The 24,224-nt window shown below is 62.1% G+C and carries 30 protein-coding genes; 21 read left to right on the plus strand and 9 right to left on the minus strand.

Annotation, left to right across the window (positions count from 1 at the left end; all coding sequences use genetic code 11):
- Positions 1–217 precede the first annotated feature (217 nt).
- Both EJ071_RS25670 and EJ071_RS25675 read left to right on the plus strand, forming a co-directional pair.
- Entirely contained in the window at positions 218–475 is a 258-nt protein-coding gene (locus EJ071_RS25670; protein WP_126100348.1) for a PepSY domain-containing protein, read from the plus strand.
- Positions 476–582: 107 nt separating this feature from the next.
- Positions 583–1,074, plus strand: coding sequence for a hypothetical protein (locus EJ071_RS25675; RefSeq protein ID WP_126100349.1), 492 nt, complete (start codon positions 583–585; stop codon positions 1,072–1,074).
- A 63-nt stretch (positions 1,075–1,137) separates the two neighbouring features.
- Here the strand turns inward: EJ071_RS25675 and EJ071_RS25680 are convergent, their stop codons facing one another.
- Together EJ071_RS25680 and EJ071_RS25685 are read right to left on the minus strand one after the other, a co-directional pair.
- Positions 1,138–3,015 (minus strand): murein L,D-transpeptidase, encoded by a 1,878-nt coding sequence (locus EJ071_RS25680; RefSeq protein WP_126100350.1) that lies wholly within the window; start codon positions 3,013–3,015, stop codon positions 1,138–1,140.
- Positions 3,016–3,225: 210 nt separating this feature from the next.
- A complete protein-coding gene (locus tag EJ071_RS25685; RefSeq protein ID WP_126100351.1) occupies positions 3,226–3,972 on the minus strand; it encodes a 3-oxoacyl-ACP reductase family protein in 747 nt (248 codons plus the stop codon).
- Positions 3,973–4,084: 112 nt separating this feature from the next.
- On the opposite strand from EJ071_RS25685, the gene EJ071_RS25690 reads away from it, so the two are divergent.
- From EJ071_RS25690 to EJ071_RS25705, 4 genes are all read left to right on the plus strand, one after another.
- A complete protein-coding gene (locus tag EJ071_RS25690; protein WP_126100352.1) occupies positions 4,085–4,696 on the plus strand; it encodes a TetR/AcrR family transcriptional regulator in 612 nt (203 codons plus the stop codon).
- A 79-nt stretch (positions 4,697–4,775) separates the two neighbouring features.
- On the plus strand, positions 4,776–5,177 hold the full coding sequence (locus tag EJ071_RS25695) for a rhodanese-like domain-containing protein (protein ID WP_059188597.1): 402 nt from the start codon (positions 4,776–4,778) through the stop codon (positions 5,175–5,177).
- Positions 5,178–5,366: 189 nt separating this feature from the next.
- A complete protein-coding gene (locus EJ071_RS25700) occupies positions 5,367–6,056 on the plus strand; it encodes a hypothetical protein (protein WP_126100353.1) in 690 nt (229 codons plus the stop codon).
- Positions 6,057–6,244: 188 nt separating this feature from the next.
- On the plus strand, positions 6,245–7,225 hold the full coding sequence (locus tag EJ071_RS25705; protein WP_126100354.1) for a hypothetical protein: 981 nt from the start codon (positions 6,245–6,247) through the stop codon (positions 7,223–7,225).
- Positions 7,226–7,356: 131 nt separating this feature from the next.
- Here the strand turns inward: EJ071_RS25705 and EJ071_RS25710 are convergent, their stop codons facing one another.
- The gene (locus EJ071_RS25710) at positions 7,357–8,265 is read right to left on the minus strand and encodes an alpha/beta hydrolase (protein ID WP_126100355.1); all 909 of its coding nucleotides are present in this window, start codon (positions 8,263–8,265) and stop codon (positions 7,357–7,359) included.
- Between the two features lie 47 nt (positions 8,266–8,312).
- Between EJ071_RS25710 and EJ071_RS25715 the strand changes: the two genes are divergently transcribed.
- The gene (locus tag EJ071_RS25715) at positions 8,313–8,765 is read left to right on the plus strand and encodes a MarR family transcriptional regulator (RefSeq protein WP_126089229.1); all 453 of its coding nucleotides are present in this window, start codon (positions 8,313–8,315) and stop codon (positions 8,763–8,765) included.
- A 168-nt stretch (positions 8,766–8,933) separates the two neighbouring features.
- Here EJ071_RS25715 and EJ071_RS25720 read toward each other — a convergent pair whose 3' ends face one another.
- Positions 8,934–9,545 carry a pyridoxamine 5'-phosphate oxidase family protein gene (locus tag EJ071_RS25720; protein ID WP_126100356.1) on the minus strand — a complete coding sequence of 204 codons (612 nt, stop codon included), beginning with the start codon at positions 9,543–9,545 and terminating at the stop codon, positions 8,934–8,936.
- 93 nt (positions 9,546–9,638) lie between these two features.
- Complete coding sequence (locus EJ071_RS25725) at positions 9,639–9,992, minus strand: DUF971 domain-containing protein (RefSeq protein ID WP_126100357.1); 354 nt, start codon at positions 9,990–9,992, stop codon at positions 9,639–9,641.
- A gap of 195 nt (positions 9,993–10,187) precedes the next feature.
- Here EJ071_RS25725 and moaA point away from each other — a divergent pair, with 195 nt between their 5' ends.
- From moaA to EJ071_RS25790, 13 genes are all read left to right on the plus strand, one after another.
- On the plus strand, positions 10,188–11,183 hold the full coding sequence (gene moaA / locus EJ071_RS25730; RefSeq protein ID WP_126100358.1) for a GTP 3',8-cyclase MoaA: 996 nt from the start codon (positions 10,188–10,190) through the stop codon (positions 11,181–11,183).
- A 53-nt stretch (positions 11,184–11,236) separates the two neighbouring features.
- Complete coding sequence (locus EJ071_RS25735) at positions 11,237–11,734, plus strand: hypothetical protein (protein ID WP_126100359.1); 498 nt, start codon at positions 11,237–11,239, stop codon at positions 11,732–11,734.
- A 115-nt stretch (positions 11,735–11,849) separates the two neighbouring features.
- The gene (locus tag EJ071_RS25740; protein ID WP_126100360.1) at positions 11,850–12,206 is read left to right on the plus strand and encodes a hypothetical protein; all 357 of its coding nucleotides are present in this window, start codon (positions 11,850–11,852) and stop codon (positions 12,204–12,206) included.
- 124 nt (positions 12,207–12,330) lie between these two features.
- Positions 12,331–13,251, plus strand: a complete 921-nt coding sequence (locus EJ071_RS25745; RefSeq protein WP_126100361.1) for a DMT family transporter — start codon at positions 12,331–12,333, stop codon at positions 13,249–13,251.
- Positions 13,252–13,256: 5 nt separating this feature from the next.
- Positions 13,257–13,889, plus strand: a complete 633-nt coding sequence (gene mobA / locus EJ071_RS25750) for a molybdenum cofactor guanylyltransferase MobA (RefSeq protein ID WP_126100362.1) — start codon at positions 13,257–13,259, stop codon at positions 13,887–13,889.
- Positions 13,886–14,401 (plus strand): molybdopterin-guanine dinucleotide biosynthesis protein B, encoded by a 516-nt coding sequence (gene mobB, locus EJ071_RS25755; RefSeq protein ID WP_126100363.1) that lies wholly within the window; start codon positions 13,886–13,888, stop codon positions 14,399–14,401. Before mobA ends, mobB begins: the two co-directional genes overlap by 4 nt.
- A gap of 151 nt (positions 14,402–14,552) precedes the next feature.
- Positions 14,553–15,338, plus strand: coding sequence for an ABC transporter substrate-binding protein (locus EJ071_RS25760; protein ID WP_126100364.1), 786 nt, complete (start codon positions 14,553–14,555; stop codon positions 15,336–15,338).
- Between the two features lie 78 nt (positions 15,339–15,416).
- Positions 15,417–16,133: an ABC transporter permease gene (locus EJ071_RS25765; RefSeq protein WP_126100365.1), complete on the plus strand. Its 717-nt coding sequence runs from the start codon at positions 15,417–15,419 to the stop codon at positions 16,131–16,133.
- Complete coding sequence (locus EJ071_RS25770) at positions 16,130–16,957, plus strand: ABC transporter permease (protein ID WP_126100366.1); 828 nt, start codon at positions 16,130–16,132, stop codon at positions 16,955–16,957. Before EJ071_RS25765 ends, EJ071_RS25770 begins: the two co-directional genes overlap by 4 nt.
- Positions 16,958–17,070: 113 nt before the next feature.
- Entirely contained in the window at positions 17,071–17,940 is an 870-nt protein-coding gene (locus tag EJ071_RS25775) for an NAD(P)-dependent oxidoreductase (protein WP_126100367.1), read from the plus strand.
- Positions 17,941–17,946: 6 nt separating this feature from the next.
- Positions 17,947–18,651: a DNA alkylation repair protein gene (locus EJ071_RS25780; RefSeq protein ID WP_126100368.1), complete on the plus strand. Its 705-nt coding sequence runs from the start codon at positions 17,947–17,949 to the stop codon at positions 18,649–18,651.
- On the plus strand, positions 18,611–19,189 hold the full coding sequence (locus EJ071_RS25785) for a GNAT family N-acetyltransferase (RefSeq protein ID WP_126100369.1): 579 nt from the start codon (positions 18,611–18,613) through the stop codon (positions 19,187–19,189). Before EJ071_RS25780 ends, EJ071_RS25785 begins: the two co-directional genes overlap by 41 nt.
- Before the next feature lie 63 nt (positions 19,190–19,252).
- On the plus strand, positions 19,253–19,828 hold the full coding sequence (locus tag EJ071_RS25790; protein ID WP_126100370.1) for a DUF3299 domain-containing protein: 576 nt from the start codon (positions 19,253–19,255) through the stop codon (positions 19,826–19,828).
- 45 nt (positions 19,829–19,873) lie between these two features.
- On the opposite strand, the gene EJ071_RS25795 is transcribed toward EJ071_RS25790, so the two are convergent.
- The 4 genes from EJ071_RS25795 to EJ071_RS25815 form a co-directional block, all read right to left on the minus strand.
- Positions 19,874–20,365 carry an Lrp/AsnC family transcriptional regulator gene (locus EJ071_RS25795; protein ID WP_126100371.1) on the minus strand — a complete coding sequence of 164 codons (492 nt, stop codon included), beginning with the start codon at positions 20,363–20,365 and terminating at the stop codon, positions 19,874–19,876.
- A 109-nt stretch (positions 20,366–20,474) separates the two neighbouring features.
- Entirely contained in the window at positions 20,475–21,179 is a 705-nt protein-coding gene (locus EJ071_RS25800; protein ID WP_126100372.1) for a uracil-DNA glycosylase family protein, read from the minus strand.
- Entirely contained in the window at positions 21,119–21,730 is a 612-nt protein-coding gene (locus tag EJ071_RS25805) for a glutathione S-transferase (RefSeq protein WP_126100373.1), read from the minus strand. The genes EJ071_RS25800 and EJ071_RS25805 overlap by 61 nt, the downstream gene beginning before the upstream one ends.
- A 233-nt stretch (positions 21,731–21,963) precedes the next feature.
- On the minus strand, positions 21,964–22,587 hold the full coding sequence (locus tag EJ071_RS25815) for a thermonuclease family protein (RefSeq protein ID WP_126100374.1): 624 nt from the start codon (positions 22,585–22,587) through the stop codon (positions 21,964–21,966).
- A 76-nt stretch (positions 22,588–22,663) separates the two neighbouring features.
- On the opposite strand from EJ071_RS25815, the gene EJ071_RS25820 reads away from it, so the two are divergent.
- Positions 22,664–24,184, plus strand: a complete 1,521-nt coding sequence (locus EJ071_RS25820) for a HAMP domain-containing sensor histidine kinase (RefSeq protein ID WP_126100375.1) — start codon at positions 22,664–22,666, stop codon at positions 24,182–24,184.
- Positions 24,185–24,224 lie beyond the last annotated feature (40 nt).

The following is a 24,224-nucleotide window of genomic DNA, read 5'->3' on the forward strand; positions in this document are numbered from 1 at the left end:
ATGGTTAGCCGTTTGTTACCTGAAGCACCAGATTCTGGAACCTTGCTTACATATTGGAATCTCGAGGCTTTATTTATTTCCGCTTCCGCGAATGGAAATGGTGCCGGTCGTGGCGGACTGGCCGTGGAGCAAGGTGTTGTCGTCCCGTGGTGGAACCAACCGGCCGGGATTCGAGTTTTCCAGCGCACTCATGCCAACACGAAATTGAGGGGCAGTCATGCGCGCTGTTGTTTTGGCAATCGGTATTGCGTCTTTCCTTGCCGGCGAGCCGGCTTTGGCGGCGGACGAGCAACCGATGCCGCCGCAAAATGCCAAGAAGCTCTCGGAAATCGTCGCCAAGGTCGAGAAGCGGAACGACTTCCAATATGTGAAGGAGGTCGGCTGGAGCAGCGACGGCTATACCGTCACCTACTACACGACCGACAAGGCCAAGGTCGAAATCACCTACGATCCGGTAACCGGCGAGCCAAGATAGACACCTGAAGACGGCTGCCCGTGGGTAGCCGCCCCTGCCCATCCGAGTCTTGCGTCGACGCGTATTTGATGGCTGACTGCGCGCCACGATTGCGGGCACGGGGGTGCATGGCAGTGGTTGGCTACGTCCTGAAGCGCATCTTGATGATGCTCGCCGGCTATCTGGTCGCCGTGCTCGTCGGCTTGATCGCGCTGGTCGTGATCTACATGGTGCTGAGCTCGCTGCCCAGCGCTCCAGGCTATTTCGAGCTGATGCAGTTCACGCCCGTCGCTGTGCTCGTGGTGCCGCCCCTCGGCATGTTCGTCTATTTCCTGACGATCGTGGTCACCGGCATGCAGACCCTGGTCTTTGCCCTGATTGCCGAGTTCTTCTCGTTGCGGAGCTTCTGGCTGCACATGCTGTTCGGCTGCGCCGCGGCAGCAGCCGGTTTCGTGCTGCTCTGGCCTGACGCGCCGGACGATCCGGAACGCTGGGCCGACATGGGCATCATCGCCGGCGCCGGTCTCGTCGCCGGCCTGGTCTACTGGCTGATCGCCGGGCGCGACGCCGGCTTTCGGCGCCCGCTCGCCCAAATTAAACAATTCCAGGAAAAGTCCTAAGCGGTTTGGCTCGGCGGCTTCGCCGTAGCCTTCCGCCCGCAATTGGTGAAAAACAAACAGCGCTCAGCTTGACGGCGTGCGTACCGCTTCGGTCGCGTCCAGCGCCTGCATCAGCTTTGAATCGCGATCGTAGACGTCGTCGAAATATTCGACCTTGCCGGACATGTCAGGCCAAGCGGTGAAATAGGCGACATAGACCGGGATGACGCGCGTGACATTTTCGGTTGAATGGCCATGCTTCAGCTTCTCGGCGACATAGTCGACCGAGGTGCCGAGCACTGCGGCAGCCATGCCGCGTGGATCCTGCAGACGGATGCAGCCATGGCTCAGCGCACGCATATCGCGCTCGAAGAACGACTTCTGCGGCGTGTCGTGCATGTAGATGGCGTGCTTGTTGGGGAACAGGATTTTCAGTTCGCCTAGCGCGTTGGCCTCGCTCGGCTGCTGGCGCACGCTGAAAGGGATTTTGGCGCCGTAGGCGCCCCAGTCGACCGACGACGACGGTATCTGCCTACCCCGCGAATCCGTCACCTCATAACCCGCGCGGTCGAGATAGCCAGGATCGCTGCGCAGCCGCGGCAGCATCTCGTTGACGATGATCGACTGTGGCACGCCCCAATAGGGGTGATAGTCGACTTGCTTGATCTGGTTGTAGAAAAAGGCGGTCTGATTGGTGACCTTGCCGATGACCGCGCGGGTCTTCAGCTTCTCCTCGCCATTATCGATATAGCTCGCCGTGAAGGCTGGCTGGTTGACGAAGACGCGCGGGCTGCCAAGGTCGGAGGGGAGCCAGCGCAGTTCTTCGAGCGCGACCCTGACCTTCTCAATCTTGTCGGCCTTGGAGGTTCCCGCAAGCGAAGCAACGGTGCGCGGGCCGATGACGCCGTCGCCCTTCATGCCGGCCCGCTGCTGCACCGCCTTGATCACCGGCACCAGCTCTGGATCGTAGACCTCGCTCTTGCCGAGCCTGGCGAGAACCTCGCCATAGTCGCCGCCCATCTCGTCATCGAGATTGCGGGCAATGAGCGTCAGAAGCTTGGGCAGCTCAGGACTGCTTTCGCCGGGCTTCAAGAGCAGCTTCGGATCGACGACGATCTCATTCTCCTCGCTCGCCTCGAGCGATTCCAGTTCGACGCGCAGCGCCTGGTATTCCGGGTTCTGCGGGTGTCGCGATTCCAGGTAGGTGCGCACCTCCTGGGTATGCGCCAGCGTCTTCAACACACCCTCGAGATCGAGCGGCTTGGCCGGGAAGTCGTAATAGCCGGTCATGCGGTTCGGGTCGACGCGGCCGTTCTGGGCGTCATGGGCATAGCGCAGCACGCGCGCCGACAGCGCCATCTCGAAGCGGACCAGTTCCTTGGTCCGCTCTTCCGGCGTGGCGGCAGTCGTGGCCGCCGGAACGTCGACGGAATAGTCGGCAGGAGTCAGGCCGTAGCTCGCCGCCTCGCCAAGAACCCGCACGGCATCCTGCGCCCTGCTGTTGGGCGCGTCTCCTGTTATCCAGATGAAATCCGGATTGGCCGAGTAGTAGGCGACCAGCGCCTTGGCGATGTCGGGTTCGGCAAAGAGTTCGTAGTCGCTCAGGCCTGCCAGCGCGTCGCGAAACACGCTTCCGGTCACGGACGGCACAAAGGCTGCGTCCTGTGCGGTCGCGAGTTGCGGAGCCGGCAGCAGCGACTTGAAATCGACACGCACGAGCTTGTCGGCTCTGTAGGTGTTGTAGGTAGGGCTGCTGATCCTGAGGCCGCCCCCGTCGCCAGTACTTGGCTGCATCTTGCGGGGCTTCGGCGGTGGCGGAAACTCGCCTTGCGGATTGTGCCGGATGCCACCGCCGAACAGCATATCGAACAGGCCCTGCGCGCTCGCCGGCTGCTGCCCGAAGGCAAGTGCCGCCGCGATCGCGACCGGCATGACAGCCGTTTTGTTCCCGAGGATTTTCATGCTTCACCCGCACCGGTTGAAACCGGTTCCCGTTCCGCGCCGCTTGACGGTCCCGCCCTCCGCATGGCGGATGTAAGGCGCGACTATACCGATTCATACTGATTTCGTTAAGCTTCCATAAATTTCCGCGACCGTGTTGCAGAACAGTTTCACATCCTTGTGAGACACAATGCGGCAGGGCCGCTCCTGGTTTCAGAAACCTGATGACAATCAGGCGTTGGCGCCGCCATCGATGGTCAGCGCCGCGCCGGTGACGAAGCGGCCCTCGGGGCTGGCGAGCCAGGCAACCAGGCTCGCTATCTCCTCGGCCTCGCCGAATCGCGGGGTCGCCATTTTCCGGCGCTGGTGCTCGGCATGCGGCCCGTCGGCAGGGTTCATGTCGGTGTCGGTCGATCCCGGATGAACGATGTTGGCGGTGATGCCGCGTGGGCCGAGGTCCCGTGCCAGAGCCTTGGTCAACCCGACCAGCGCCGCCTTGCTGGTCGAATAGGCGCTGAGGCCGGCGTCCGTCACGCGTTCGGCCAGGTTGCTGCCGATCGAGATGATGCGACCGCCTTCCGCCATGTGCCGGGCGGCCGCTTTCGAGGCAACGAAAGGCGCCCTCAGATTGACCTCCATGCTCTCGTCGAAATCGGCAAGCGACAGGCTATCGATCGGCGCGGCGCGCCAGATGCCGGCGCTGTTGACCAGGATATCGAGCCGGCCAAACGCATCGGTTGCCTGTTCGATGGCGCGCTCGATCGTTTCGGCGTCGCGGCCGTCCGCCTTGATGGCAAGAGCGCGACCGCCGGCCGCCTCGATCTCGTCGACGACGGCGCGGGCCTGCATCTCGCCATGGACATAGGTCAAGGCGACGCTTGCACCGTCGCGCGCCAATCTCCTGGCAATGGCCGCGCCTATGCCGCGGCTGCCGCCGGTCACGAAGGCGGCCTTGCCGCTCAGTGGCTTGGAAGGCATCGATTTCTCCTTTTTGTAATGATCGATACATAAATATCTGTCAGCCTTGCCCCGCCCCGTCAACTGAATTATGTATCGATCAACACAGAAAAGGATGCCACCCAGAAACACTATGCCGGAAAGAGGCCGCCCCCGTTCCTTCGATCGAACCGCAGCGCTGCGGCGAGCGATGGAGGTTTTTTGGGTCAAAGGCTATGAAGGCGCCTCGCTGAGCGACCTGACCACAGCCATGGGTATCAATTCGCCCAGCCTCTATGCCGCCTTTGGCAGCAAGGAAGCGCTCTTCCTCGAAGCAACCGACCTCTATACGCGCGTCGAGGGCTCCGATATCTGGACGACGCTGGAACAGGCGCCGACCGCGCGGCTGGCGATCGAAGGGTTCCTGACCCAGACAGCAAAGGCCTATTCCCAGGCCGATCGGCCGCAAGGCTGCCTGATCGCGCTCGGCGCCTTGCATCAGGATTCCAGCCAGGGTCTGATCTGTCATGATCTGCGCCGCCGCCGGGCCGAAAATCATATGGCGCTCAAAAGGCGCTTGGAACGCGCCGTCGCCGAAGGGGAACTGCCGGCGGATTTCGACGGCCAAACCGCCGCCACCTTCTTCGCCACGGTGCAGCACGGCATGTCGATCCAGGCGCGTGACGGCGCCACGCATGCTGCCCTCATGGCAACCGTTGCCGGCGCCATGGCGGCCTGGGCAACGCTGGCCGGCGCTCGGGCCTGAACCAAACATCAATCCGTGACAAACAGCGGTCTTTGTGATCGAAATTCCAGCGGCCTCGAGATGGCCTGGAGGATGTGCAGTGAAGAAGGGATATCGCGAGCTTCTCGATGAGGCGAATGCCGAGATCGAGGTGGTATCGCCCGAGGAGGCGGCCGGGCTGCTGGAGGACGACGACACGATCTTCGTCGACCTGCGCGACCCTCGCGAAGTCGAGCGCGACGGCAAGATCCCCGGAGCCAAGCATGTGACGCGCGGCATGCTCGAATTCTGGATCGACCCCGAAAGCCCCTACCACAAGCCGTTCTTCGCCTCGGGAAAGACCTTCGTCTTCTTCTGCGCCGGCGGCTGGCGCTCGGCGCTCGCCACCAAGACGGCGCAGGACATGGGTCTTGCCCCGGTCAAGCACATCCTTGGCGGCTACACCGCCTGGAAGGCGGCGGGCCTGCCGGTCGAGCCCGGTCAGAAGAAGAAAGCTGACTGACCGCGTTTTTACACATTTCCTGGCGGGTAACCGGAGCATGGTTCACTTGAAACTGACGCATCGACCAAAGCGCGCCACTCGGAGAGGGCAGTAGGGCGAGAGTACGCGCATCAGAGCCACAGTTCAGCAAGCGGCACCTGTTGCCAATGCCCTCCTGCTCGCTAGGATCGATGCGGGAGGGGCGAATTCATGGAACGCAGCGAAGCCTGGTTCATTGCGGCCGTCGCCGCTGCAATCGGTCTTTTCGCTGGAATGGCGTGGAAGGACACCGGTCATTCGGGCGAATGGCTGGCTACCTATCAGACCCTGATCACCGGCTTTTTAGCCGTCGCCGCCGCCTTCATCACCGTCGACGCCATGGGTCGTTCGGACCAGGAGCAGAGGCGAAGACACGCTGAGCAGATGGAGTACGCAAGGCAACCTGAGCGGCTTGCTCGTCAACGCGTCGTCGAAATCTATCCCGAATACTTCAACTATCTCGCCGCCGAGGCCCAAGAGGTCGGCTTGCTCATGACGGAAGGCACAGACTCAAAAAACATCACAAGGCGAATCGTCGAGATAGTTGGGCACTTTCTGGTATTCCTGCACCAGGCCGTCAGAGATGAAACAATCCGGCAAGCCCGTCCCTTCTTCGATGCGACGATCGAAATGAATTTCAACTTCATTGCTCTCAAGGACGAAGAACTTGAGAAAGATGAATATAGAGAATTTCTCAAGCACCTTGCGATCAGCGTACTCGATGGAACGCTGCCCGACCGGGAAGATGCCGATTATTTCTACAGGCTGTGCTATGCTATTCAGGATATGGCTACACCGCTGTCGAAACTCTCGCAATGTTTGAGAGAGTTCGACAAGCATCATCGCCCATCCAAACCCTAACATCCGCTGTCCGACCGAGCGCCATTTCGCTACCGGGGGACATGCTGACTTGCAAGGCGGGCATCGGCAGTTCACCGTCCGGCGGAACCGGCAGAAAGTTCGTCATCCCCATCGTCGCCGGGTTTCGCCTTGGGTCTTCCAGCCGACGTGGTAGTCCTGCTATGTCCTGCCCCACTACAGGGGGGATTATGCCTGACGCGCCATCAAAACCGAGACGTTCGACTACCCGAAAGGTAGGAACTACTCAGGCCGACACAAACAGGCCCGGATGGTATCGGCGTTTTGGCAACGCCGTTAATGCGATCGAGCACGACCCTATTGTCCGCATATTTGGGGCAATCATCGTTCTGCTTGGCGTCTATGTCGCTTTCGAAACATTGCTACAGATCAACGTCGACCTGAAGGACCGAGAGCAAGAGCGAATAGACAAGGCAATAGAAAAACTGCAAACGCGAGCGGCCGGCAACACTGGTCGCGGGAGTGCGCTTAGCTTCCTATATGGCAAAGGCTGGGATCTCTCAAACTACGATCAATCGTGTGAAGCCGTTGGCGTGTGGGACGATGAAAAGCACGTCTGCAGAAACCCGCCTATTGTCCAGGATTTGCGCATGCAGGCACCTGGACCTTGGATGTTCAAAACGGATGGCAACCACACGCCCATAAGCAATTTCCGCCTGACGAATGCCGAGATTGAGAATGCTCTCATCGAGCGCGAGTATTTTATCGGCATAAACTTGGATGGTGCCGAATTTGTCGACGGATCGATAAAGGCTAGCGCGTTGACCGGGTCTTTTCAGGGGACTGCATTCAATGGAACAGACCTGTCTGACACTGAGTTCTCTGGTTCGGTCGAGGGTGCATACTTCAAGTATGCAACGCTCAATCGCGCGACTTTCCTCAAGCCCGATGGAATCAAGGTCTTTGACGGAATAGCATGGTCCGATTTCCCTCCGATCACCTATCGCCAGGGAAAGGACGGCGACGATATTGTCTTGGAGTATCCCTTGCCGATCGAGCTCTTGCAGCAGGTTCGCTTCTGCAGTCCGCCGATGATCAACGGCTCTATCCAACCGATAGAAGATAGGCCGGATATCAAGACGATCGATTGCAAGTCGGTCCCAGCTCAAACCGTGTTCGATAATGAGCTTAAGCAGTTTCAATCATTCTGAGTTCACCCATCCGTCCTATACACAAGTAGCTGATCACGCCGCGCTGTTAGGGGTCCCTCGAGCACGGCTCCAGGATGCCACCAGGACTGCCGCCTAGACTTCCGAGCCGATGCCGAGAAAGAGAGTGAAGCTCAATGTAGCGCCGATTGGCCTTCCTCAATGACGAATTCGACGGCGCGCGCGACGACATCCTTGTCGGCAAGGATGCGGCGGTGGCCAAGCCCTTCGGCCCAATGCAGGCGGACATGATCGCCGGCTCCCGCATAGCGCTTGGCATGGTGGGCATGGACTTCGCGATCGTCGGGCGCGTGGATGATCAGCGTCGGCACCGGCGCCTCGGCAAGCTGGCGGTCGCCGGTGAATTCGCTGAGCGGCCGCCCAGACAGATGCTTCACCCGATCCGCCATGGCGATCCGGGAGCGCGGCCCGACATTCATCATGCGACTGAAGTCGTCGAAGATCGCCGGCATGGAACTTGGCGCCGCGATCAGCACCAGCTTTTCGGCCGAGAGCGGCGGCATGCCCTTGACCGACGCCGCAACGGCGTTGGCGGCGATCGCGCCGCCGAAAGAATGGCCGACCACGGCTGCAAAAGGACCGAACCATTCGCCTGCGGCTCGCGCCGCATCCACCGCGGTCACCATATTGAGATGCCTGCCGAGCGAATGGCCGTGCCCCGGCAGATCGAGCGAGACGACCTTGTAACCGGCCCCGCGAAATCCTTCGATCAGCGCGCGCATATATTCGGTGCGCGAGCGCCAGCCATGGATGACGAGCACTGTGCCATGAGAGCCCCTGCCCGGCTCGGGCCTGAACTCATGCACCGCAACGCAGTCCGTCCTCGTCTTCAGCCTGTGATGGCGCGCCTCGGCCATGAAACCGGCAGCGCGCTCCACGGCGCGGCGCTCGCCATCGCTCAAGGATTTGACGTTTGGCGTGCGACAGAACAATTCGAACGCTGCGCGGCCGCTGAGACGCGGGGCGACATGCTCGGCCGCACCGAAGACGCCCCGGATGACCTTCAATCCAAATGATGCCATAGTGGCGGTCCATCCATTCGTTCAAGCATGAACATAATAGTTCAAACATGAACATTAAGCAAGAGCTGCCCTGGGACAATCCGCGCTTTCGCAACTGGGTTGCGGTGGCGCGCGCCTGCCATGTGCTGGAGCGCACGCTGGCGACGAAGCTCGCGCCGCTCGACTTGAAGCCGGCGCAGCTCGACGTGCTGATGAACCTCTACCGCCACCCCGGCATGTCGCAGCACGACCTTGCCCGCAAACTGCTGGTCGGCCGCTCCAACATCACCATGCTTTTGCCGCAGCTCGAGGCGCGCGGCCTGCTGCGCCGCGAAGGCGACGAAAAGGACAAGCGGGTGCTGCGGCTGAACCTCACCGAAGCCGGCGAGGCCTTGCTGATGCGGGCGCTGAAAGTGCACATGGCGCTGATCGAAAAGGCGATGAGCCAGTCGACGCCGGAACAGTGCGACATGATCGGCGAGCAGATGCGCAAGATCGCCGACGTGCTGAAGGAAGCCTGAGCATAGGTTGGCTGAGACGTACTACAGGTGTGCTGAGATTTCGGTCAGGCCGAGTCGAAAATGGTGGGTTCCGAGAACCGGAGCGGAGCGTACTTAAAGTACGTGAGCACCGGAAGCGCAGGAACCCACCATTTGCAGGCCGGCCTCACCGAAATATCGGTGCACCTGTCACCACCTGGTTTTCTTGGCCCGCTCCGGCCACTCCTTGTCGTAGATCTCGCCGTCGATGTTCTTGCGGCTGGTGATCTCGAGGATCTGGCCGGGCGTCGGCAGCGACTTCGGGTCGACATGCTTTGCCGCGTTCCAGATCTCGGAGCGCACGATGGCGCGGGCGCATTGAAAATAGACGGTGTCGACCGAAATCACGGTGACCGACCGCGCCGGCTTGCCGTCGACGGTGAAGGAAGCGCAAAGCTCGACATCGGTGGTGATGTGGGCGCGGCCGTTGACGCGCAGCGTCGTGCCGGAGCCCGGCACCAGGAAAAGCAGCCCGACGCGCGGATCGCGAATGATGTTCTTCAGCGAATCGGCGCGGTTGTTGCCGCGCCTGTCGGGCATCATCAGCGTCTTTTCGTCGATAAGGCGCACGAAGCCGGCGAGATCGCCGCGCGGCGAGCAGTCGAGCCCCTCCGGCCCGCTGGTCGCCAGCGCCACGAAGGGCGAGGCCTCGATGAAGGCGGCATATTCGGAGATCACATGGTCGAGTTCCTTGACGATCGAGGCCTCGCCAGGGAGGCCGTAAAGGGCTTCGAGCTGTTCGACCGATGTGACGAGCGACATCTTTTTTGCCTCCTGACCTTTTGCCGGCGCTACTCTATGTCCATGACGCTTTGACGACAGTCCGACACCGAAGTTGAACTTGCGGGCGTCAGGCTAGCGATCCCTGCTGAGCCCCTTCTCGGCCAACTCGGCGAGATAGGCGTTCCAGCGTTCCTCCTTCTCATGGCCGAGCGTGTGAAGGTAATTCCAGGTGAAGATGCCGGTGTCGTGGAAGTCGTCGAAGGTGATGCGCACCGCGTAGTTGCCGACCGGCTCGATCTTGAGGATCGCGACATTGCGCTTGCCGGGCACCGTCACGCGCTGTTCGGGCGAATGGCCCTGCACCTCCGCCGAGGGCGAGGCAACGCGTAAAAACTCCGCCGGCAGCTCGAACGGCTGGTGATCCGGGAAAGTCACGGTGAGCAGCTTGCGGTCTTTCGAGACCCTCAGTTCCTTCGGCGCCGTCATGTTTGGTCCTGCGTGAATGGAACCCTTCCCTACGCCGCTTCGCGCGATGCGGAAAGGTCATGGAAGCCAGCCGACATGCGATGTCGGTCGGGGACTGTTACCAAAGATCAAGACCTTCTATCTTGAATGCCGGGCCGGATCGTATCACATAGCCATATATAACGAGCCCGTTCACGGCCACGGAAGCGCTTGAACATGAACATGATCGACCCATTCGGTCGTACGATCACCTACCTTCGCGTGTCGGTCACCGACCGCTGCGACTTCCGCTGCACCTATTGCATGGCCGAGGACATGACCTTCCTGCCGAAGAGGGATCTGTTGTCGCTCGAGGAGCTCGATCGGCTCTGCACAGTCTTCATCGAAAAGGGCGTGAGGAAGCTCAGGCTGACCGGCGGCGAGCCGCTGGTGCGCAAGAACATCATGCATCTGGTGCGCCAGTTGTCGCGGCATCTCAAGAGCGGCGCCCTGGAAGAGCTGACGCTCACCACCAACGGCTCGCAGCTCTCGCGCTTTGCCGCCGAGCTCGCCGATTGCGGGGTGAAGCGCATCAACGTCTCGCTCGACACGCTGGATGCCGGCAAATTCCGCCAGATCACCCGCTGGGGCAATCTCGGCAAGGTCATGGAAGGCATCGACGCCGCGCAGGCCGCAGGCCTGAAGGTCAAGCTCAACGCCGTGGCGCTGCGCGACTTCAACGACGCCGAAATCCCCGAGATGCTGCGCTGGGCGCATGGCCGCGGCATGGACCTCACCGTGATCGAGACCATGCCGATGGGCGAGATCGACGCCGACCGCACCGACCAGTACCTGCCGCTGTCGCTGCTGCGCGCCTCGCTCGAGCGCCACTTCACGCTGACCGACATCCCCTACAAGACCGGCGGCCCTGCCCGCTACGTCAGTGTCGCCGAGACCGGCGGCCGGCTCGGCTTCATCACGCCGATGACGCATAATTTCTGCGAAAGCTGCAACCGTGTCCGCCTGACCTGCACCGGCACGCTCTATATGTGCCTCGGCCAGGAGGATGCAGCCGACCTCAGGGCGCCGTTGCGTGCGTCCGAAGGCAACGAACTCGTCGGCGAGGCCATAGACGAGGCGATCGGGCGCAAGCCCAAGGGCCATGATTTCATCATCGACCGCCGCACCAGCCGCCCCTCGGTATCGCGCCATATGAGCGTCACCGGCGGCTGATTTTTTCCGGAAATTGGTGCAGGATCGCCTTGGTCACTGACCTTGGGGGCACCATGAAGCGTTTTCATCTCATCCAGGGCACGCCTCTGGCGATCGCCTTGTCGTGCTTGTTGGCGGTCGCCGCCACAACGGCGGTCGCGAGGCCATTCACCTACGTCAATGCGCGTTTCGGAACCGCCTGCACCTTTCCCGACGAGGTATTCAGCATCACCGAAGCCGAGCCGGAGAACGGCGACGGGCAGCAATGGACCGCGCCCGACGGCGCAAGCCTGACCTGCTCCGGCATCTACAACATCGACAACGACACGCCGAAGGGCTTCGTCGCCGGCGAAAAGGCAAACATCGGACCGGGCTACAAGATCACCTACAGCAAGACCGGCAAGAACTGGGCCGTGCTCTCCGGCGTCAAGGGCGACAGGGTTTTCTACGAGCGGCGCCTGTTCGGAAAGGACGATGTCATCCGCACCGTGTGGATCGAATATCCCTCCTCGCTCAAGGCGAAATATGACCCCCTGATCGTCGCCATCGCTGCCAGCCTGCGCGGTCCTTGAGGCGTACGCGATACCCCTGCAAATAACCCTTCGCACGGGCTTCCACAGCGATTTACCGCGGCAGTGTTCGGGCCTAGCCTCCAGAAGCGACTTTTCGCATCCAGGGGGAATTCTCATGCGCACATTCATGCTTTCGCTTGCAATGCTCGGACTTGCTTCCGCACCGGCCGCCGCCCAGTCGATCGGCGGTACCTACACTGTCGCCGGCACCAATTTCGACGGCTCCAAATATGGCGGCGAGGCGACCATCACGCTGACCAGCGACACCACCTGCACCATCCATTGGGAAACCGGCGGCTCGTCCTCCGACGGCATCTGCATGCGCAACGACAACGCCTTTTCCGCCGGCTATGTGATGGGCAAGGAAATCGGCCTCGTCGTCTACAAGGTCGATAAGGATGGCTCGCTGCACGGGCTGTGGACCATCGCCGGCCAGAACGGCAACGGCACCGAAGTGCTGACGCCCAAGTAAGCGTTCGACGCATTTGCAAATCGATCGTCCGGGCCGCGGAGAATTCGTGGCCCATTTCTTTGCCGTTGCTGTTTTCCAGTTGCCTGCTACAGGCTTGACCCAAAAATAGAATCTGGAAACGCCCTTGCCTCTCTCGCCCAATCTTCGCGGCGCGCTTTTCATGGTGGTGGCCATGATCGGCTTCACCCTCAACGACGCCATCACCAAATTCTCGTCGGAATCGATGAACATGGCGCAGGTCATGCTGGTGCGCGGCGCTTTCGCATCGCTCTTCGTCGGCCTGCTTGCCTGGCGGCGCGGCGCGCTGGCCAATCCGGCAGCGATGCTGCAGCCGATGGTGGCGATGCGCGTCGCCGGCGAGGCCGGCGCCACGGTGTCGTTCCTGATCGCCCTTGCCCATCTGCCGATCGCCAATGTCTCGGCAGTGCTGCAGGCGCTGCCGCTTGCGGTGACAATGGGCGCGGCACTTTTCTTCGGCGAAGGCGTCGGCTGGCGGCGTTGGTTGGCCATTGTCGTCGGCTTTGCCGGCGTTCTGATCATCGTGCGGCCGGGTTTCGAAGGTTTTAGCGTCTATTCGCTGCTGGCGCTGACAAGCGTTGCCTGTTGCGCCGTGCGCGACCTCGCCACCAAGCGCATCCCGCAGGCGATCCCGACCATGCTGGTGTCGACGGCGACGGCGCTGGCCATGACTGTGCTGGGCGCGCTGCTGCTGTCGCCGATGGGCGGCTGGACGCCGATGAGCGGCAAGGCGACCGTACTGCTGGCGCTGGCGGCGGTGCTGGTGCTCATCGGCTATCAGTTCATCATCATGGCGATGCGTTCGGGCGACATCTCCTTCATCGCGCCGTTCCGCTATACGGCGCTGCTGTGGTCGATCCTGCTCGGCCTCGTCATCTTCGGCGACGTCCCCGATCTGCCGATGATCGTCGGCGCGACAATCATCATCGGCTCCGGCCTCTATGCGCTCTACCGCGAGCGCGTCGTCGGCAGGCTGCAGCCCGCCGCCGAAAGCGCTGGACCCGACATGGCGCCGGACGGCATATAGGGCCGATGGACCGGAGCGTAGCGGGCATCATCCTGGCAGGCGGCCAGTCGCGCCGGATGGGCGGCGGCGACAAGCCCCTGCTTTCGCTGGGCAAAGCCAGGCTGATCGACCATGTCGCCGCGCGCCTCGAACCGCAGGTCGGCACGCTGGCGCTCAATGCCAATGGCGATCCCTCGCGGTTTGCCGGCACGAACCTTCCTGTGCTTGCTGACACGATGCCCGGCTATGCCGGCCCGCTGGCCGGCATTCTGACCGGCCTCGAATGGGCGGCAACGAACACGGCTTGCCGGTCACTGGTGAGCGCGGCCGGCGACACGCCGTTCTTCCCCGGCGATCTTGTCGAACGATTGAACGCTGCTGCCCAAGAACGGCCGGGCGCGATCGCCGCCGCCAGTTCCGATGGCCGATTGCACCCCACTTTCGCGCTGTGGCCCCTTGGCCTGCGCGATGCACTGCGCCATTTCCTGGTCGACGAAGACAACCGCCGGGTTTCGGCCTTCATGGAGCGGCAGGGTCTTGTTCAGGTGGAGTTTCCGATGATCGAAGCCGAAGGCCGGCGGATCGACCCGTTCTTCAACATCAACACGCCGGACGATCTTGCGGAGGCGAAACGTCTGTTGCAAAGCCTCCAGCCATGAGACGCGTATTCGGCATCACCGGCTGGAAGAATTCCGGCAAGACGACACTGACCGAGAAGCTGGTCGCCGAACTGGTCCGGCGCGGCTGGACGGTCTCGACGGTGAAGCATGCCCATCACGACTTCGACATAGACAAGCCGGGAGCGGACTCCTTTCGCCATCGCCAGGCCGGCGCCACGGAGGTCGCGGTCGCCTCCGGCCGGCGCTGGGCGCTGATGCACGAGCTGCGCAATGAGGACGAGCCCTCGCTGGACGACATCCTGGCGCGGCTGGCGCCCTCCGACATCGTGCTGATCGAAGGCTACAAGCGCGAGGCGCACAAGAAGATCGAGGCGCGACGCCTGGAAGCCAAGGACCGGACGCCGCTTTCGGCCAACGATCCGAACATCGTCGCTGTCGCCGCCGACTTTGCGGTCGAAGGCGAGAGCCTGCCGGTTTTCGACCTCGATGATACGAAATCGATAGCCGACTTCATCGAGCGCGCGACCGGCCTCGTTGCTCCCGGCAAGTAACCCAGCGGCAGTCGGCGATTGTCGTTTGCTGTTGTTTTGCGGTTGCTTTTTTCTTCGAAAGAGTGGGAGTATCCCGCGCAGCGGGCGGACAAGTAGCTCCGTCCTCAAGAGCCGCATGGGACAGCGGCCATGACAATATGAGAGGATTATCATGCGTATTGCACTGCGTATCGCGCTCGCCGCTTCGGCCGCGCTGCTGACACTTGGCGTCGCCCAGGCTCAGGAAAAGACCCTGAGGATCGGCACCGAAGGCGCGTATCCGCCCTTCAACAACCTGACCTCGGACGGCCAGCTGGTCGGCTTCGACATCGACATCGCCAAGGCCCTCTGCGACGAAATGAAGGTGAAATGCACCTTCGTCGCGCAGGACTGGGACGGCATCATTCCGGCGCTCCAGGCCGGCAAGTTCGACGCCATCGTCGCCTCGATGTCGATCACGCCTGAGCGCCAGGAAAAGGTCGACTTCACCCACAAATACTACAACACGCCGTCTGCGATCGCGGTGCCGAAGGATTCGCCGCTCAAGGGCGTGACCAAGGAAGACCTCGCCGGCAAGAATATCGGCGTCGCCACCACGACGACGCATTTCAACTATGCCTCGAAGACCTATACCGACAGCACCATCAAAGGTTATCCGAGCAGCCCCGAGGAGCAGGCCGATCTCGCCAACGGCCGTCTCGACGCCATCGAGGACGACATCGTCGTGCTGCAGCAGTGGCTGGATTCGCCTGACGGCGCCTGCTGCAAGATCCTCGGCCAGCCTTCGCCGCAGCCGGTCGAAATCTTCGGACCGGGCGCCGGCATTGCCGTGCGCAAGGGCGAGACCGATCTTGTCAACAAGCTGAATGCGGCGATCGACGCCATCCGCGCCAACGGAAAGTACAAGGAAATCAACGACAAGTACTTCAAGTTCGACGTCTACGGCGCCGAGTCCTGATCATTGCGCTCGGGGCGGTGAGGACGACCTCACCGCCCTTCTTTCGTTCCGGGATCGCCACGGAGACACGCCCCGCCAATGCCGGCCCAAAGCATTTGGACACTTCTCAGTTGGGGGCCCGATGGCTGGAGTGACGATATCGCCTCTGGCGTGCTGGTCACGATTGCGCTGGCGCTCGCCACCCTCCCCATCGGCCTGGTGATCGGCTTTTTCGTCGCCTTCGCCAAACAGTCGCAAGAACCGTCGCTGCGGCTCGCGGCCAACATCTACACGACCGTCTTTCGCGGCCTGCCGGAGTTGGTGACGCTGTTCCTGTTCTTCTTCGGCATGCCGCTGCTGCTGCAATATGTCGTCCGGCTGTTCAATCCGGATGCCACGATCGACGTGAACAGCTTCATTGCCGGCATGATTGTGCTCTCGCTGATCTTCTCGTCCTACGCCAGCGAGGTTTTTCTTTCCGCCTTTCGCGCCATTCCCAAGGGCCAGTACGAGGGCGGCTACGCCGTTGGCCTTTCGAAATGGCAGACGATGCGCCTCGTGGTCCTGCCGCAGTTGATACGCATCGCTTTTCCGGGCCTCGAGAATTGCTGGCTCAGCCTGCTCAAGGACACGTCGCTAGTGTCCGTGGTCAATCTTGCGGAAACGCTGCGCAACGCCGGCGTCGCGGCGCGCGTCACCAAGCATTCGTTCCTCTTCTACAGCGTCGCCGCGCTGGTCTTCCTTGTGCTGGCCATCCTGTCATCGGTCGCCACCGGCTATATTCTGCGCTCCCTCGGGCGGAGAGAGGCACGATGAGCGTCAGCCACGCTATTGCCGTCGACAGGCCGCCGCCCGAGGCTCGCGGCTGGCCGCGCGCCCGCATCATAGGCTATGCGCTGGTCGGCGTGTGGATCCTCTTCGGCCTCGGCATCGTGGCCTATCTGGTCCATGCCTGGCAGGGCGGCACATTCTTTGACAGATACGCGCCAGCCTATCTGAGGGGACTTGGCACCACTTTGGCGCTGGTGGGCATCTCGATGGTGACCGGTGCGATCCTCTCGCTCCCCGTTGCCTACGGCCGCATGTCGAAGAACCGGATCCTGTCCGGATTTGCCTATTGCTACGTCTATTTCTTCCGCGGCACGCCGCTGCTCGTGCAGACATATCTGGTCTATTACGGCATCGGCTCGTTCAGGCCGGAACTGCAATCCGTCGGTCTCTGGTGGTTCTTCCGCGAAGCTTTCTATTGCGGGGTGTTTGCCTTCTCGCTCAACACCGCCGCCTACCAGGCCGAAATCCTGCGCGGCGCCATCGAGAGCGTGCCCCGGGGCCAATGGGAGGGTGCCGCCTCGCTCGGGCTGCATAAGCTTCAGACGCTGAGCAAGGTAATCCTGCCCCAGGCGATCATCGTCGCGCTACGGCCCTACGGCAACGAGCTCGTTTTGATGATCAAGGCCTCGGCCATCGTTGCCATCATCACCGTCTACGACCTGATGGGCAATGCCAAGCTCGCCTACGCCAACTCCTTCGACATCCAAGCCTATATCTGGGTAGCGATCGTCTATCTGGTGATGGTCGAGATCCTGCGCCACGGCGTCGAATGGATCGAGCGCCGGATCACCATTCACCTCAAGCGATAGAGCGCCGCGTTCCAGGCTGTACCAGTCGATGTGGCCCTCCGTGCCTTGACGAATTTTTCGCATGGCCTAGACCTTCCGGCACTGAAATCTCTCTTTTGTTGGAAGGCAGGCTAATGGCATCGGTTGCATTTCTCGGTCTTGGCGTCATGGGCTATCCGATGGCCGGCCACCTCAGGAACAAGGGCGGCCACGACGTCGCCGTCTACAACCGTACAACGGCCAAGGCCGAGCAGTGGGTCGCCCAACATGGCGGCAGGCTGGCACTGACGCCGGCCGAAGCGGCCGAAGGCAAAGATTTTGTGTTCTCCTGCGTCGGCAATGACGACGACCTGCGCTCGGTGACGACCGGCGCCAAGGGCGCCTTCGGAGCGATGAAGAAAGGTTCCGTCTTCATCGACAATACTACCGCCTCGGCCGAGGTCGCGCGAGAATTGGCCGACGCCGCTGAAAATGCCGGCTTTTCCTTCCTCGACGCGCCGGTATCGGGCGGCCAGGCAGGCGCCGAGAACGGCGTGCTGACCGTCATGGTCGGCGGCGAGCAGGCAGCCTTCGACAAGGCAAGGCCGATCATCGACGCCTTTGCCCGCATGGTCGGGCTGATGGGGTCGGCGGGCGCCGGCCAGCTCACCAAGATGATCAACCAGATCGCCATTGCCGGCCTCGTCCAGGGGCTGGCCGAAGGCATCCATTTCGGCAAGAAGTCCGGGCTCGACATCGAGAAGGTCATCGAGGTGATCTCCAAGGGCGCCGCCGGCTCCTGGCAGATGGAAAACCGCCACAAGACGATGAACGCCGGAAAATATGATTTCGGCTTTGCCGTCGACTGGATGCGCAAGGATCTCGGCATCTGCCTCGCCGAGGCCAACCGCAATGGCGCCAGGCTGCCGGTGACGGCGCTGGTCGACCAGTTCTACAAGGATGTGCAGGCGATGGGCGGGCGGCGCTGGGACACGTCCTCGCTGCTGGCGCGCCTGGAAAAATAGACAGCGATGGCCCCGCCCGATCCGAGCTGGAGCGCCGACGACATCGTCGCTCATTTGCGCTCGATCGGCACCGAGGAGAACCGCGCCGGCATGGCGCGGTTCGGCATCAATACCGCGGCCGCGCTCGGCGTCGGCAATTCCGATCTGCGGCCGCTGGCAAGCAAGCTGAAGAAGAACCACGAGAGGTCGCTGCTTCTCTGGGATACCGGCATCCGCGAGGCGCGATTGATGGCCGCCTTCACCGGCGAGGCGAAGAAGGTCGATGTCGGCCAGTGCCGGCGCTGGGCCGCCGGTTTCGACAGCTGGGAAATCGTCGACACCGTTGCCGACCTGTTCGCCGAAACGCCGTTCTGGCGCGAGCTGATCGAGGAATTCGCCGAGGACGAACGCGAGTTCGTGCGCCGCACCGCCTTTGCCATGCTGGCCTGGGGCGCGGTGCATCTGAAGAAGGAGCCGGATGCGACCTTCCTTGCCTATCTGCCGCTGATCGAGAAGCATGCGGGCGACCCGCGCAACTTCGTCCGCAAGGCGGTCAACTGGGCGCTGCGGCAGATCGGCAAGCGGTCGATGGCACTGCACGCCCCTGCCCTTGCGCTGGCCGAGAAACTGGCGGCATCGTCCGACAAGACGGCGCGCTGGATCGGCAAGGACGCTGTCAAGGAACTGACGGATGCCAAACAGCTCGAACGGCTCGCTGCCGGAAAGGCTTGATCTCGGCCATATCCGCTTCATCGAGGTGACGCGGCAAACGCGCGGTCGTTTCGAAGACCTGTTCGAGCAGCCCGGCGCGCCGAAATATTGCTGGTGCATGGCCTGGCGCCATTCCAGCCGTGAGCACATTGAGAACGACGAGAAGAAGCGCATGATGATGGCGCTGATCGACGCCGGCACTCCCGTCGGCATCGTCGCCGAGCTCGACAGCAAGATGGTCGGCTGGTGTTCGGTCGCGCCGCGCGAAACCTATCGAAAACTCTCAAAGCAGCAGGACGACAGCGAAACAGGCGTCTGGTCGATTGTTTGCTTCTACGTCCCAAGGGCCTTGCGCGGTGGCGGCCTCGCTTCCGCTTTGCTGGATGCCGCGATCGAGCACGCTTTCGCCAAAGGCGCTTCTACCATTGAGGCCTATCCGGTCGACGAGGCCGCACCGAGCTATCGCTTCATGGGTTTTCGCGACATGTTCGTCGCACGGGGTTTTCATGAGGTAGGCACAGCCGGCGCACGGCGGCATGTGATGCGGATGGACCGTTGATCTGAAACAGTCACAACGCTCTTACTCGATTCCGGAGATCAACTGACGGAGGATGGCACGACTATGAGCAAGCATTTCAAAACACGCGCGATGCTGGTGGCGTTAGCGCTCGCGCTCGCCACCACCGGAACCAATGCCGCGGCCGATATCGCGCACATCTTCTGGAAGAATCTGCGCCCGACGACGCAGGCGGTGGCCGAGGACGCCAACCTGCCGATGATCGCAGCGAAGCTGCCTGACCACGGCGAGACGCTGTCGCTCGATCTGCAGGACAAGACCATTCAGTTGGCCGGCTATGCATTGCCGGTCGATCGCGACGGCGACCTCGTCTACCAGTTCCTGCTGGTGCCGTGGACGGGCGCCTGCAGCCACATGCCGACGCCGCCGCCCAACCAGATCGTGCTGGTGACGCCGGCGCATCCGTACAAAATGTCGGAGGCCTATCAGCCGGTCTCCGTCACCGGCGTACTGAAGCCCGGCATGGAGAAGAGCCAGCTCTTCATCCTCGACGGCGTCTTGATCGTCCAGTCGGGCTATACCGTGCGCAAGGCGGAGGTGGCGAGCGTCGATACGGTGCCGGACGCGGTCACGTTGCCGGTCAACTCGCCGTGGAATTTCCTCAACAAAAAGAAGAACTAAATCTCGCCGCTTCGCGTATAGTGGAAAGCGGCGAGCGCTAGATGATCAGGCCGCGTTGGCGCCCGATTCCTTGTCGAGCACCATGTAGTCGAGCGGGATCTCGGTCGTGTATTTGATCTGCTCCATGGCGAAGGACGACGACACGTCGCGGATCTCGATCTTAGCGATCAGCCGCTTGTAGAAGGCGTCGTAAGCGGCAATGTCGGGCACCACGACGCGCAGCAGATAGTCGACATCGCCGCTCATGCGGTAGAACTCGACCACTTCCGGGAATTCCTGGATGACCTCGGAGAAGCGCCGCAGCCATTCATGGCTGTGCGAATTGGTGCGGATCGACACGAAAACGGTGACGCGAACATTGACCTTTTCGTGGTCGAGAATGGCCACGCGCCGCTGGATGACGCCCTCTTCCTCGAGCTTCTGGATACGCCGCCAGCACGGCGTGGTCGACAGGCCGACTTTCTTGGCGACATCGGCGACCGCAAGTGTCGCATCCTCCTGCAGGAGGCGGAGAATTTTTCGGTCAAGGCGGTCCATCGGGAGAACTCCAGGGGAATAGTTTCGCTATATTCCCTTTTATCCGGGCCTTCCACAAGAAAGAAATTCTGCCAATGGCGGCAAAAGCGAGTGATATCTTGCCGAATGCCTATCCGATGCGATAGCGGATTTGCGACCGCAGGAAAGGCAGCAAATCCATTTCAAACCAGGGATTCTGCTTCAACCAGCCGGTGTTTCGCCATGACGGATGTGGCAGCGGCAGCACTTTCCGGGCGGGCGACTGGTCCCAAATGGTGCGCCAGTTTTTGACCGTTTCCGTCAGCGATGGCCCACGGGCCGAGCCCATGTGCCAGGATTGCGCATAACCGCCGATCGTCAGCACCAGATCGATCTGCGGCATCAGCGCCATCAACGCAGCGCGCCAGGCCGGCGCGCATTCGCGGCGCGGCGGCAGGTCGGCGCCCTTGGCATCCTGACCCGGGAAGCAAAAACCCATCGGCACGATGGCGAATTTTTTCGTGTCGTAGAACTCTTCGCTGCTGACACCGAGCCAGCTTCTGAGGCGATCCCCGGAAGCATCGGTGAAAGGCATGCCCGATATGTGGACCTTGGTGCCCGGCGCCTGGCTGGCGAGCAGGATGCGCGCGCTCGACGATGGCCTCAGCACCGGACGCGGCTCATGCGGCAACGGTCGGCCGCGCGGTTGCTCGACGCAGATGCGGCAGGCCCGCACCCTGGTGGTGAGGCTTTCCAGCGCTTGGGTCATGCTCGGCAAGTCGTCCAAATGGGGCCTCAGGCAGCGGCGCTTGGCCGGCTGGAGAGCGCCGCGTGCCAGCGCAGCACATTCGCGCATTCCTCGGGCACCGTGATACGGGCCGGCTTCATGAAGTCGATGGCGATCAACCCGGTGATGTCGGCGACCGAATAGGTGTCGCCGGCGGCGAACTCCCTATCCGCCAGTTCGCGGTCAAGGAGATGCAGGAATTCAATGACCTTGGGCTTGTTGGCCTCGCCCCATTCCGGGATCTGCGGCACCTCCCAGTCCTTCATCGCCGGGTGGATATGCCGGAAGGCAGCGGCGACGCAGCTGAGGAGGTTTAACTCCAGGCGCCTTTGCCACATCTCCACCTTGGCCTTGCCTAGCGCGCCCTTTCCGAACAAAGCGGGCTCGGGATGCAACTCCTCGAAATAGCGGCAGATGGCTATCGATTCTGTGATGATGGTGCCGTCGTCCAATTCCAGAACCGGCAGCCGCCGCAGTGGATTGCGCGACGCCACCGGCTCCTCGCGATGCTCCAGCGCGCCCATGTCGACAGGCACCAGCGGAACCGTCAGCCCCTTTTCCGCCAGGAAAACCCGAACCCGCCTGGGGTTCGGAGCGCGGCCGCCATCGAACAACTTCATTCCATTCTCCGATCTTTCACCCTGATCATAGGGCATGATCCCGAAAAGTGTGCGGCGGTTTTCGGGAAAGATCATGCCCAACAAGAAGGGCGCACTTCAATGCATGTCGCCCAAAAGTGCGCAGCGGTTTTGGGAGAACGACATGCATCAAAACAAAGATGCATGTCGCCCAAAAGTGCGCAGCGGTTTTGGGAGAACGACATGCATCGAACAGAGCATCGCCAGAAGCGGCATCACCAGAAGCGAACAAGCTCGCGCAGCGCGTCGCCAAGCGAAGCCAACGTGCCATGCTTCCTTTCGGTCGGTTGGTCGTGATGGCTGTCGCGCCAGTCCTGCGGCTCTTCGAAGGAGCCGGCCCAAATGCCGACCTTGGCGACCCGCGCGGTCGCCTCCTCGGTTTCGAAGTCGCCGAAGGCGACGGCCCATCCAGCCTGCACTTGAGCACGGTTGAGTTGGGTGTCGCCTGCCTTGCAGTCACCGAGCAGCCGGCCGTAGCGGTCGCGCTGCCAGCCGCTGCAGGACACCGGCCTGTTGGCGATCAGCCGCACCAGCGACTGCCGTGCAAGCCTGCCGCAAGGGTAGTCGGCGCCCTCCTTGCGGCACGTCTGTGTGTATTCCGGAGCGTCGATGCCGCGCATGCGGATGCGCTCGGTACCCAGCGTGAGCGAATCGCCATCATTGACGATGGCCGTGCCTTGCTCCTTGCGCGTCTCGAAACGGTCGAGCCGCGCCGCCACCAGGATGAACAGGCCAAGCACAATCGCGGTCAGCCCATAATCCAGCAGCCTGCGCCAGAGGCTGCGCGGAGGCCGCGGAGCATATCGCCGGCGCGGTCCTCGCGACCAGGAACGGCTCATATGGCAAACAGTCTCTTAATCATTCGAACGTAGCTTAACGAACTGAAAATCGCTGCGCGCAGAAATTGAACTTCGCATGCCTTTGCTACGCTCGGACACAGCGGACAAATTCATAGTGGACCGCAGGAGACCGCATCGCAACAGCGATGTGGCGCGCGCGGTGCGCAGGACGCGTGACCGCCTTTCGCAGCAGGCCGGCAGCCTCGACTTCGACCGCGAACTGCTGAAGCTGCACGCACGCGCCATGGTGGTCAGCGCGGCGGCGATACCACTGCTGGTGCTTACCGTGGCGGCGATCGGCCGCCTTTCCGGTGTTGGTAATCAGGTTGCCATCTGGGCTCTCTTCACGCTGCTTTGCTACACCATCGTCGCCCTCATGGCGCGGCGCGTCGAGCGGACGGAAGCAGCCGAACTCGACCCGGTGCAAACGCGCCGCGACTTCCTGATCGGCCATTCGCTGTGCGGCCTCGGCTGGGCCTGGTTCGCCTGGCTCGGCTGCGACACGTGCCAGGTCGACCAGTTCCACGTCGTCAAGGCGATGGTGCTTCTGGTTGCCATGGCGACGACCGCGGTCATGGCGTCGTCGCTGGGCGGCGCCCTGCTCGCGACCTTCGCCGTTCCTGTCGCCGTCTATGTCTACGCGGTCCTGCGCCTATGGATGCCGATCGAAGGGATCATGGCGGCGCTTCTGGTCGCTGCCCTGCCTTTCTTCGGCTATGTCGCGCGCCATCTCAACCAGGCCTCGTGGATGGTGCTCTCTTTCCGCTCGGAAAAGGACGCGCTGATCGCAGAGGTGGAGACGGCGAAATCGATGTCCGACGAGGCACGGCGGCGCGCCGAGGACGCCAATCTGGCGAAGTCGCGCTTTCTCGCCTCGATGAGCCATGAGCTCCGAACGCCGCTCAACGCCATCCTTGGTTTCTCCGAAGTGATGGCCAACGAGGTGCTCGGGCCGATGAACAACCCGACCTATCGCGACTACGCGCACGATGTGCACGAATCCGGCCAGCACCTGCTCGACCTGATCAACGAGATCCTCGACCTGTCGCGCATCGAGGCCGGCCGCTACCAGCTCAACGAGGAGCCGGTGGTGCTCGTGACGATCGTCGAGGACTGCTGTCACATGATGGAGCTCAGGGCGCGCAATAAGGACATCCGCGTTATCCAGGAGTTCGAGACGACCTTGCCGCGTCTGTTCGGCGACGAGCGGGCCATCCGGCAGATCACGCTCAACCTATTGTCCAATGCGATCAAGTTCACCGCGTCGGGAGGCGAAGTCCGCGTGCGCGTCGGCTGGACAGCGGGCGGCGGTCAGTACATCTCGGTCAAGGATAACGGCCCGGGCATCCCGGACGAGGAAATCCCGGTGGTGCTTTCCGCCTTCGGCCAGGGCTCGATCGCCATCAAGAGCGCCGAACAGGGAACCGGCCTCGGTCTGCCGATCGTGCAGGGGCTGCTCGACATGCATGGCGGCGAATTCGAGCTTCACTCCAAGCTGCGCGAAGGCACGGAGGCCATCGCCATTTTCCCGCTGAGCCGGGTGATGGAGGAATTGCCGGCCCTGCCGACCAAGGCGGTTGCGGCGCGCCGGCGCTAAAGCATGTCTCCCGAAAATGGGGACCGGTTTCGGGACAAAG

Origin of the sequence: Mesorhizobium sp. M1B.F.Ca.ET.045.04.1.1, from assembly GCF_003952465.1 — a bacterium.
GTDB lineage: Bacteria > Pseudomonadota > Alphaproteobacteria > Rhizobiales > Rhizobiaceae > Mesorhizobium > Mesorhizobium shonense.

Excerpts from the sequence above, each read along its gene's own strand:
- EJ071_RS25670 (WP_126100348.1), top strand. The coding sequence starts at position 218 with ATGCGCGCTGTTGTTTTGGCAATCGGTATTGCGTCTTTCCTTGCCGGC.
- EJ071_RS25675 (WP_126100349.1), top strand. The coding sequence starts at position 583 with ATGGCAGTGGTTGGCTACGTCCTGAAGCGCATCTTGATGATGCTCGCC.
- EJ071_RS25680 (WP_126100350.1), bottom strand. The coding sequence starts at position 3,015 with ATGAAAATCCTCGGGAACAAAACGGCTGTCATGCCGGTCGCGATCGCG.
- EJ071_RS25685 (WP_126100351.1), bottom strand. The coding sequence starts at position 3,972 with ATGCCTTCCAAGCCACTGAGCGGCAAGGCCGCCTTCGTGACCGGCGGC.
- EJ071_RS25690 (WP_126100352.1), top strand. The coding sequence starts at position 4,085 with ATGCCGGAAAGAGGCCGCCCCCGTTCCTTCGATCGAACCGCAGCGCTG.
- EJ071_RS25700 (WP_126100353.1), top strand. The coding sequence starts at position 5,367 with ATGGAACGCAGCGAAGCCTGGTTCATTGCGGCCGTCGCCGCTGCAATC.
- EJ071_RS25705 (WP_126100354.1), top strand. The coding sequence starts at position 6,245 with ATGCCTGACGCGCCATCAAAACCGAGACGTTCGACTACCCGAAAGGTA.
- EJ071_RS25710 (WP_126100355.1), bottom strand. The coding sequence starts at position 8,265 with ATGGCATCATTTGGATTGAAGGTCATCCGGGGCGTCTTCGGTGCGGCC.
- EJ071_RS25715 (WP_126089229.1), top strand. The coding sequence starts at position 8,313 with ATGAACATTAAGCAAGAGCTGCCCTGGGACAATCCGCGCTTTCGCAAC.
- EJ071_RS25720 (WP_126100356.1), bottom strand. The coding sequence starts at position 9,545 with ATGTCGCTCGTCACATCGGTCGAACAGCTCGAAGCCCTTTACGGCCTC.
- EJ071_RS25725 (WP_126100357.1), bottom strand. The coding sequence starts at position 9,992 with ATGACGGCGCCGAAGGAACTGAGGGTCTCGAAAGACCGCAAGCTGCTC.
- moaA (WP_126100358.1), top strand. The coding sequence starts at position 10,188 with ATGAACATGATCGACCCATTCGGTCGTACGATCACCTACCTTCGCGTG.
- EJ071_RS25735 (WP_126100359.1), top strand. The coding sequence starts at position 11,237 with ATGAAGCGTTTTCATCTCATCCAGGGCACGCCTCTGGCGATCGCCTTG.
- EJ071_RS25740 (WP_126100360.1), top strand. The coding sequence starts at position 11,850 with ATGCGCACATTCATGCTTTCGCTTGCAATGCTCGGACTTGCTTCCGCA.
- mobA (WP_126100362.1), top strand. The coding sequence starts at position 13,257 with ATGGACCGGAGCGTAGCGGGCATCATCCTGGCAGGCGGCCAGTCGCGC.
- mobB (WP_126100363.1), top strand. The coding sequence starts at position 13,886 with ATGAGACGCGTATTCGGCATCACCGGCTGGAAGAATTCCGGCAAGACG.
- EJ071_RS25760 (WP_126100364.1), top strand. The coding sequence starts at position 14,553 with ATGCGTATTGCACTGCGTATCGCGCTCGCCGCTTCGGCCGCGCTGCTG.
- EJ071_RS25765 (WP_126100365.1), top strand. The coding sequence starts at position 15,417 with ATGCCGGCCCAAAGCATTTGGACACTTCTCAGTTGGGGGCCCGATGGC.
- EJ071_RS25770 (WP_126100366.1), top strand. The coding sequence starts at position 16,130 with ATGAGCGTCAGCCACGCTATTGCCGTCGACAGGCCGCCGCCCGAGGCT.
- EJ071_RS25775 (WP_126100367.1), top strand. The coding sequence starts at position 17,071 with ATGGCATCGGTTGCATTTCTCGGTCTTGGCGTCATGGGCTATCCGATG.
- EJ071_RS25780 (WP_126100368.1), top strand. The coding sequence starts at position 17,947 with ATGGCCCCGCCCGATCCGAGCTGGAGCGCCGACGACATCGTCGCTCAT.
- EJ071_RS25785 (WP_126100369.1), top strand. The coding sequence starts at position 18,611 with ATGCCAAACAGCTCGAACGGCTCGCTGCCGGAAAGGCTTGATCTCGGC.
- EJ071_RS25790 (WP_126100370.1), top strand. The coding sequence starts at position 19,253 with ATGAGCAAGCATTTCAAAACACGCGCGATGCTGGTGGCGTTAGCGCTC.
- EJ071_RS25795 (WP_126100371.1), bottom strand. The coding sequence starts at position 20,365 with ATGGACCGCCTTGACCGAAAAATTCTCCGCCTCCTGCAGGAGGATGCG.
- EJ071_RS25800 (WP_126100372.1), bottom strand. The coding sequence starts at position 21,179 with ATGCGCGAATGTGCTGCGCTGGCACGCGGCGCTCTCCAGCCGGCCAAG.
- EJ071_RS25805 (WP_126100373.1), bottom strand. The coding sequence starts at position 21,730 with ATGAAGTTGTTCGATGGCGGCCGCGCTCCGAACCCCAGGCGGGTTCGG.
- EJ071_RS25815 (WP_126100374.1), bottom strand. The coding sequence starts at position 22,587 with ATGAGCCGTTCCTGGTCGCGAGGACCGCGCCGGCGATATGCTCCGCGG.
- EJ071_RS25820 (WP_126100375.1), top strand. The coding sequence starts at position 22,664 with ATGCCTTTGCTACGCTCGGACACAGCGGACAAATTCATAGTGGACCGC.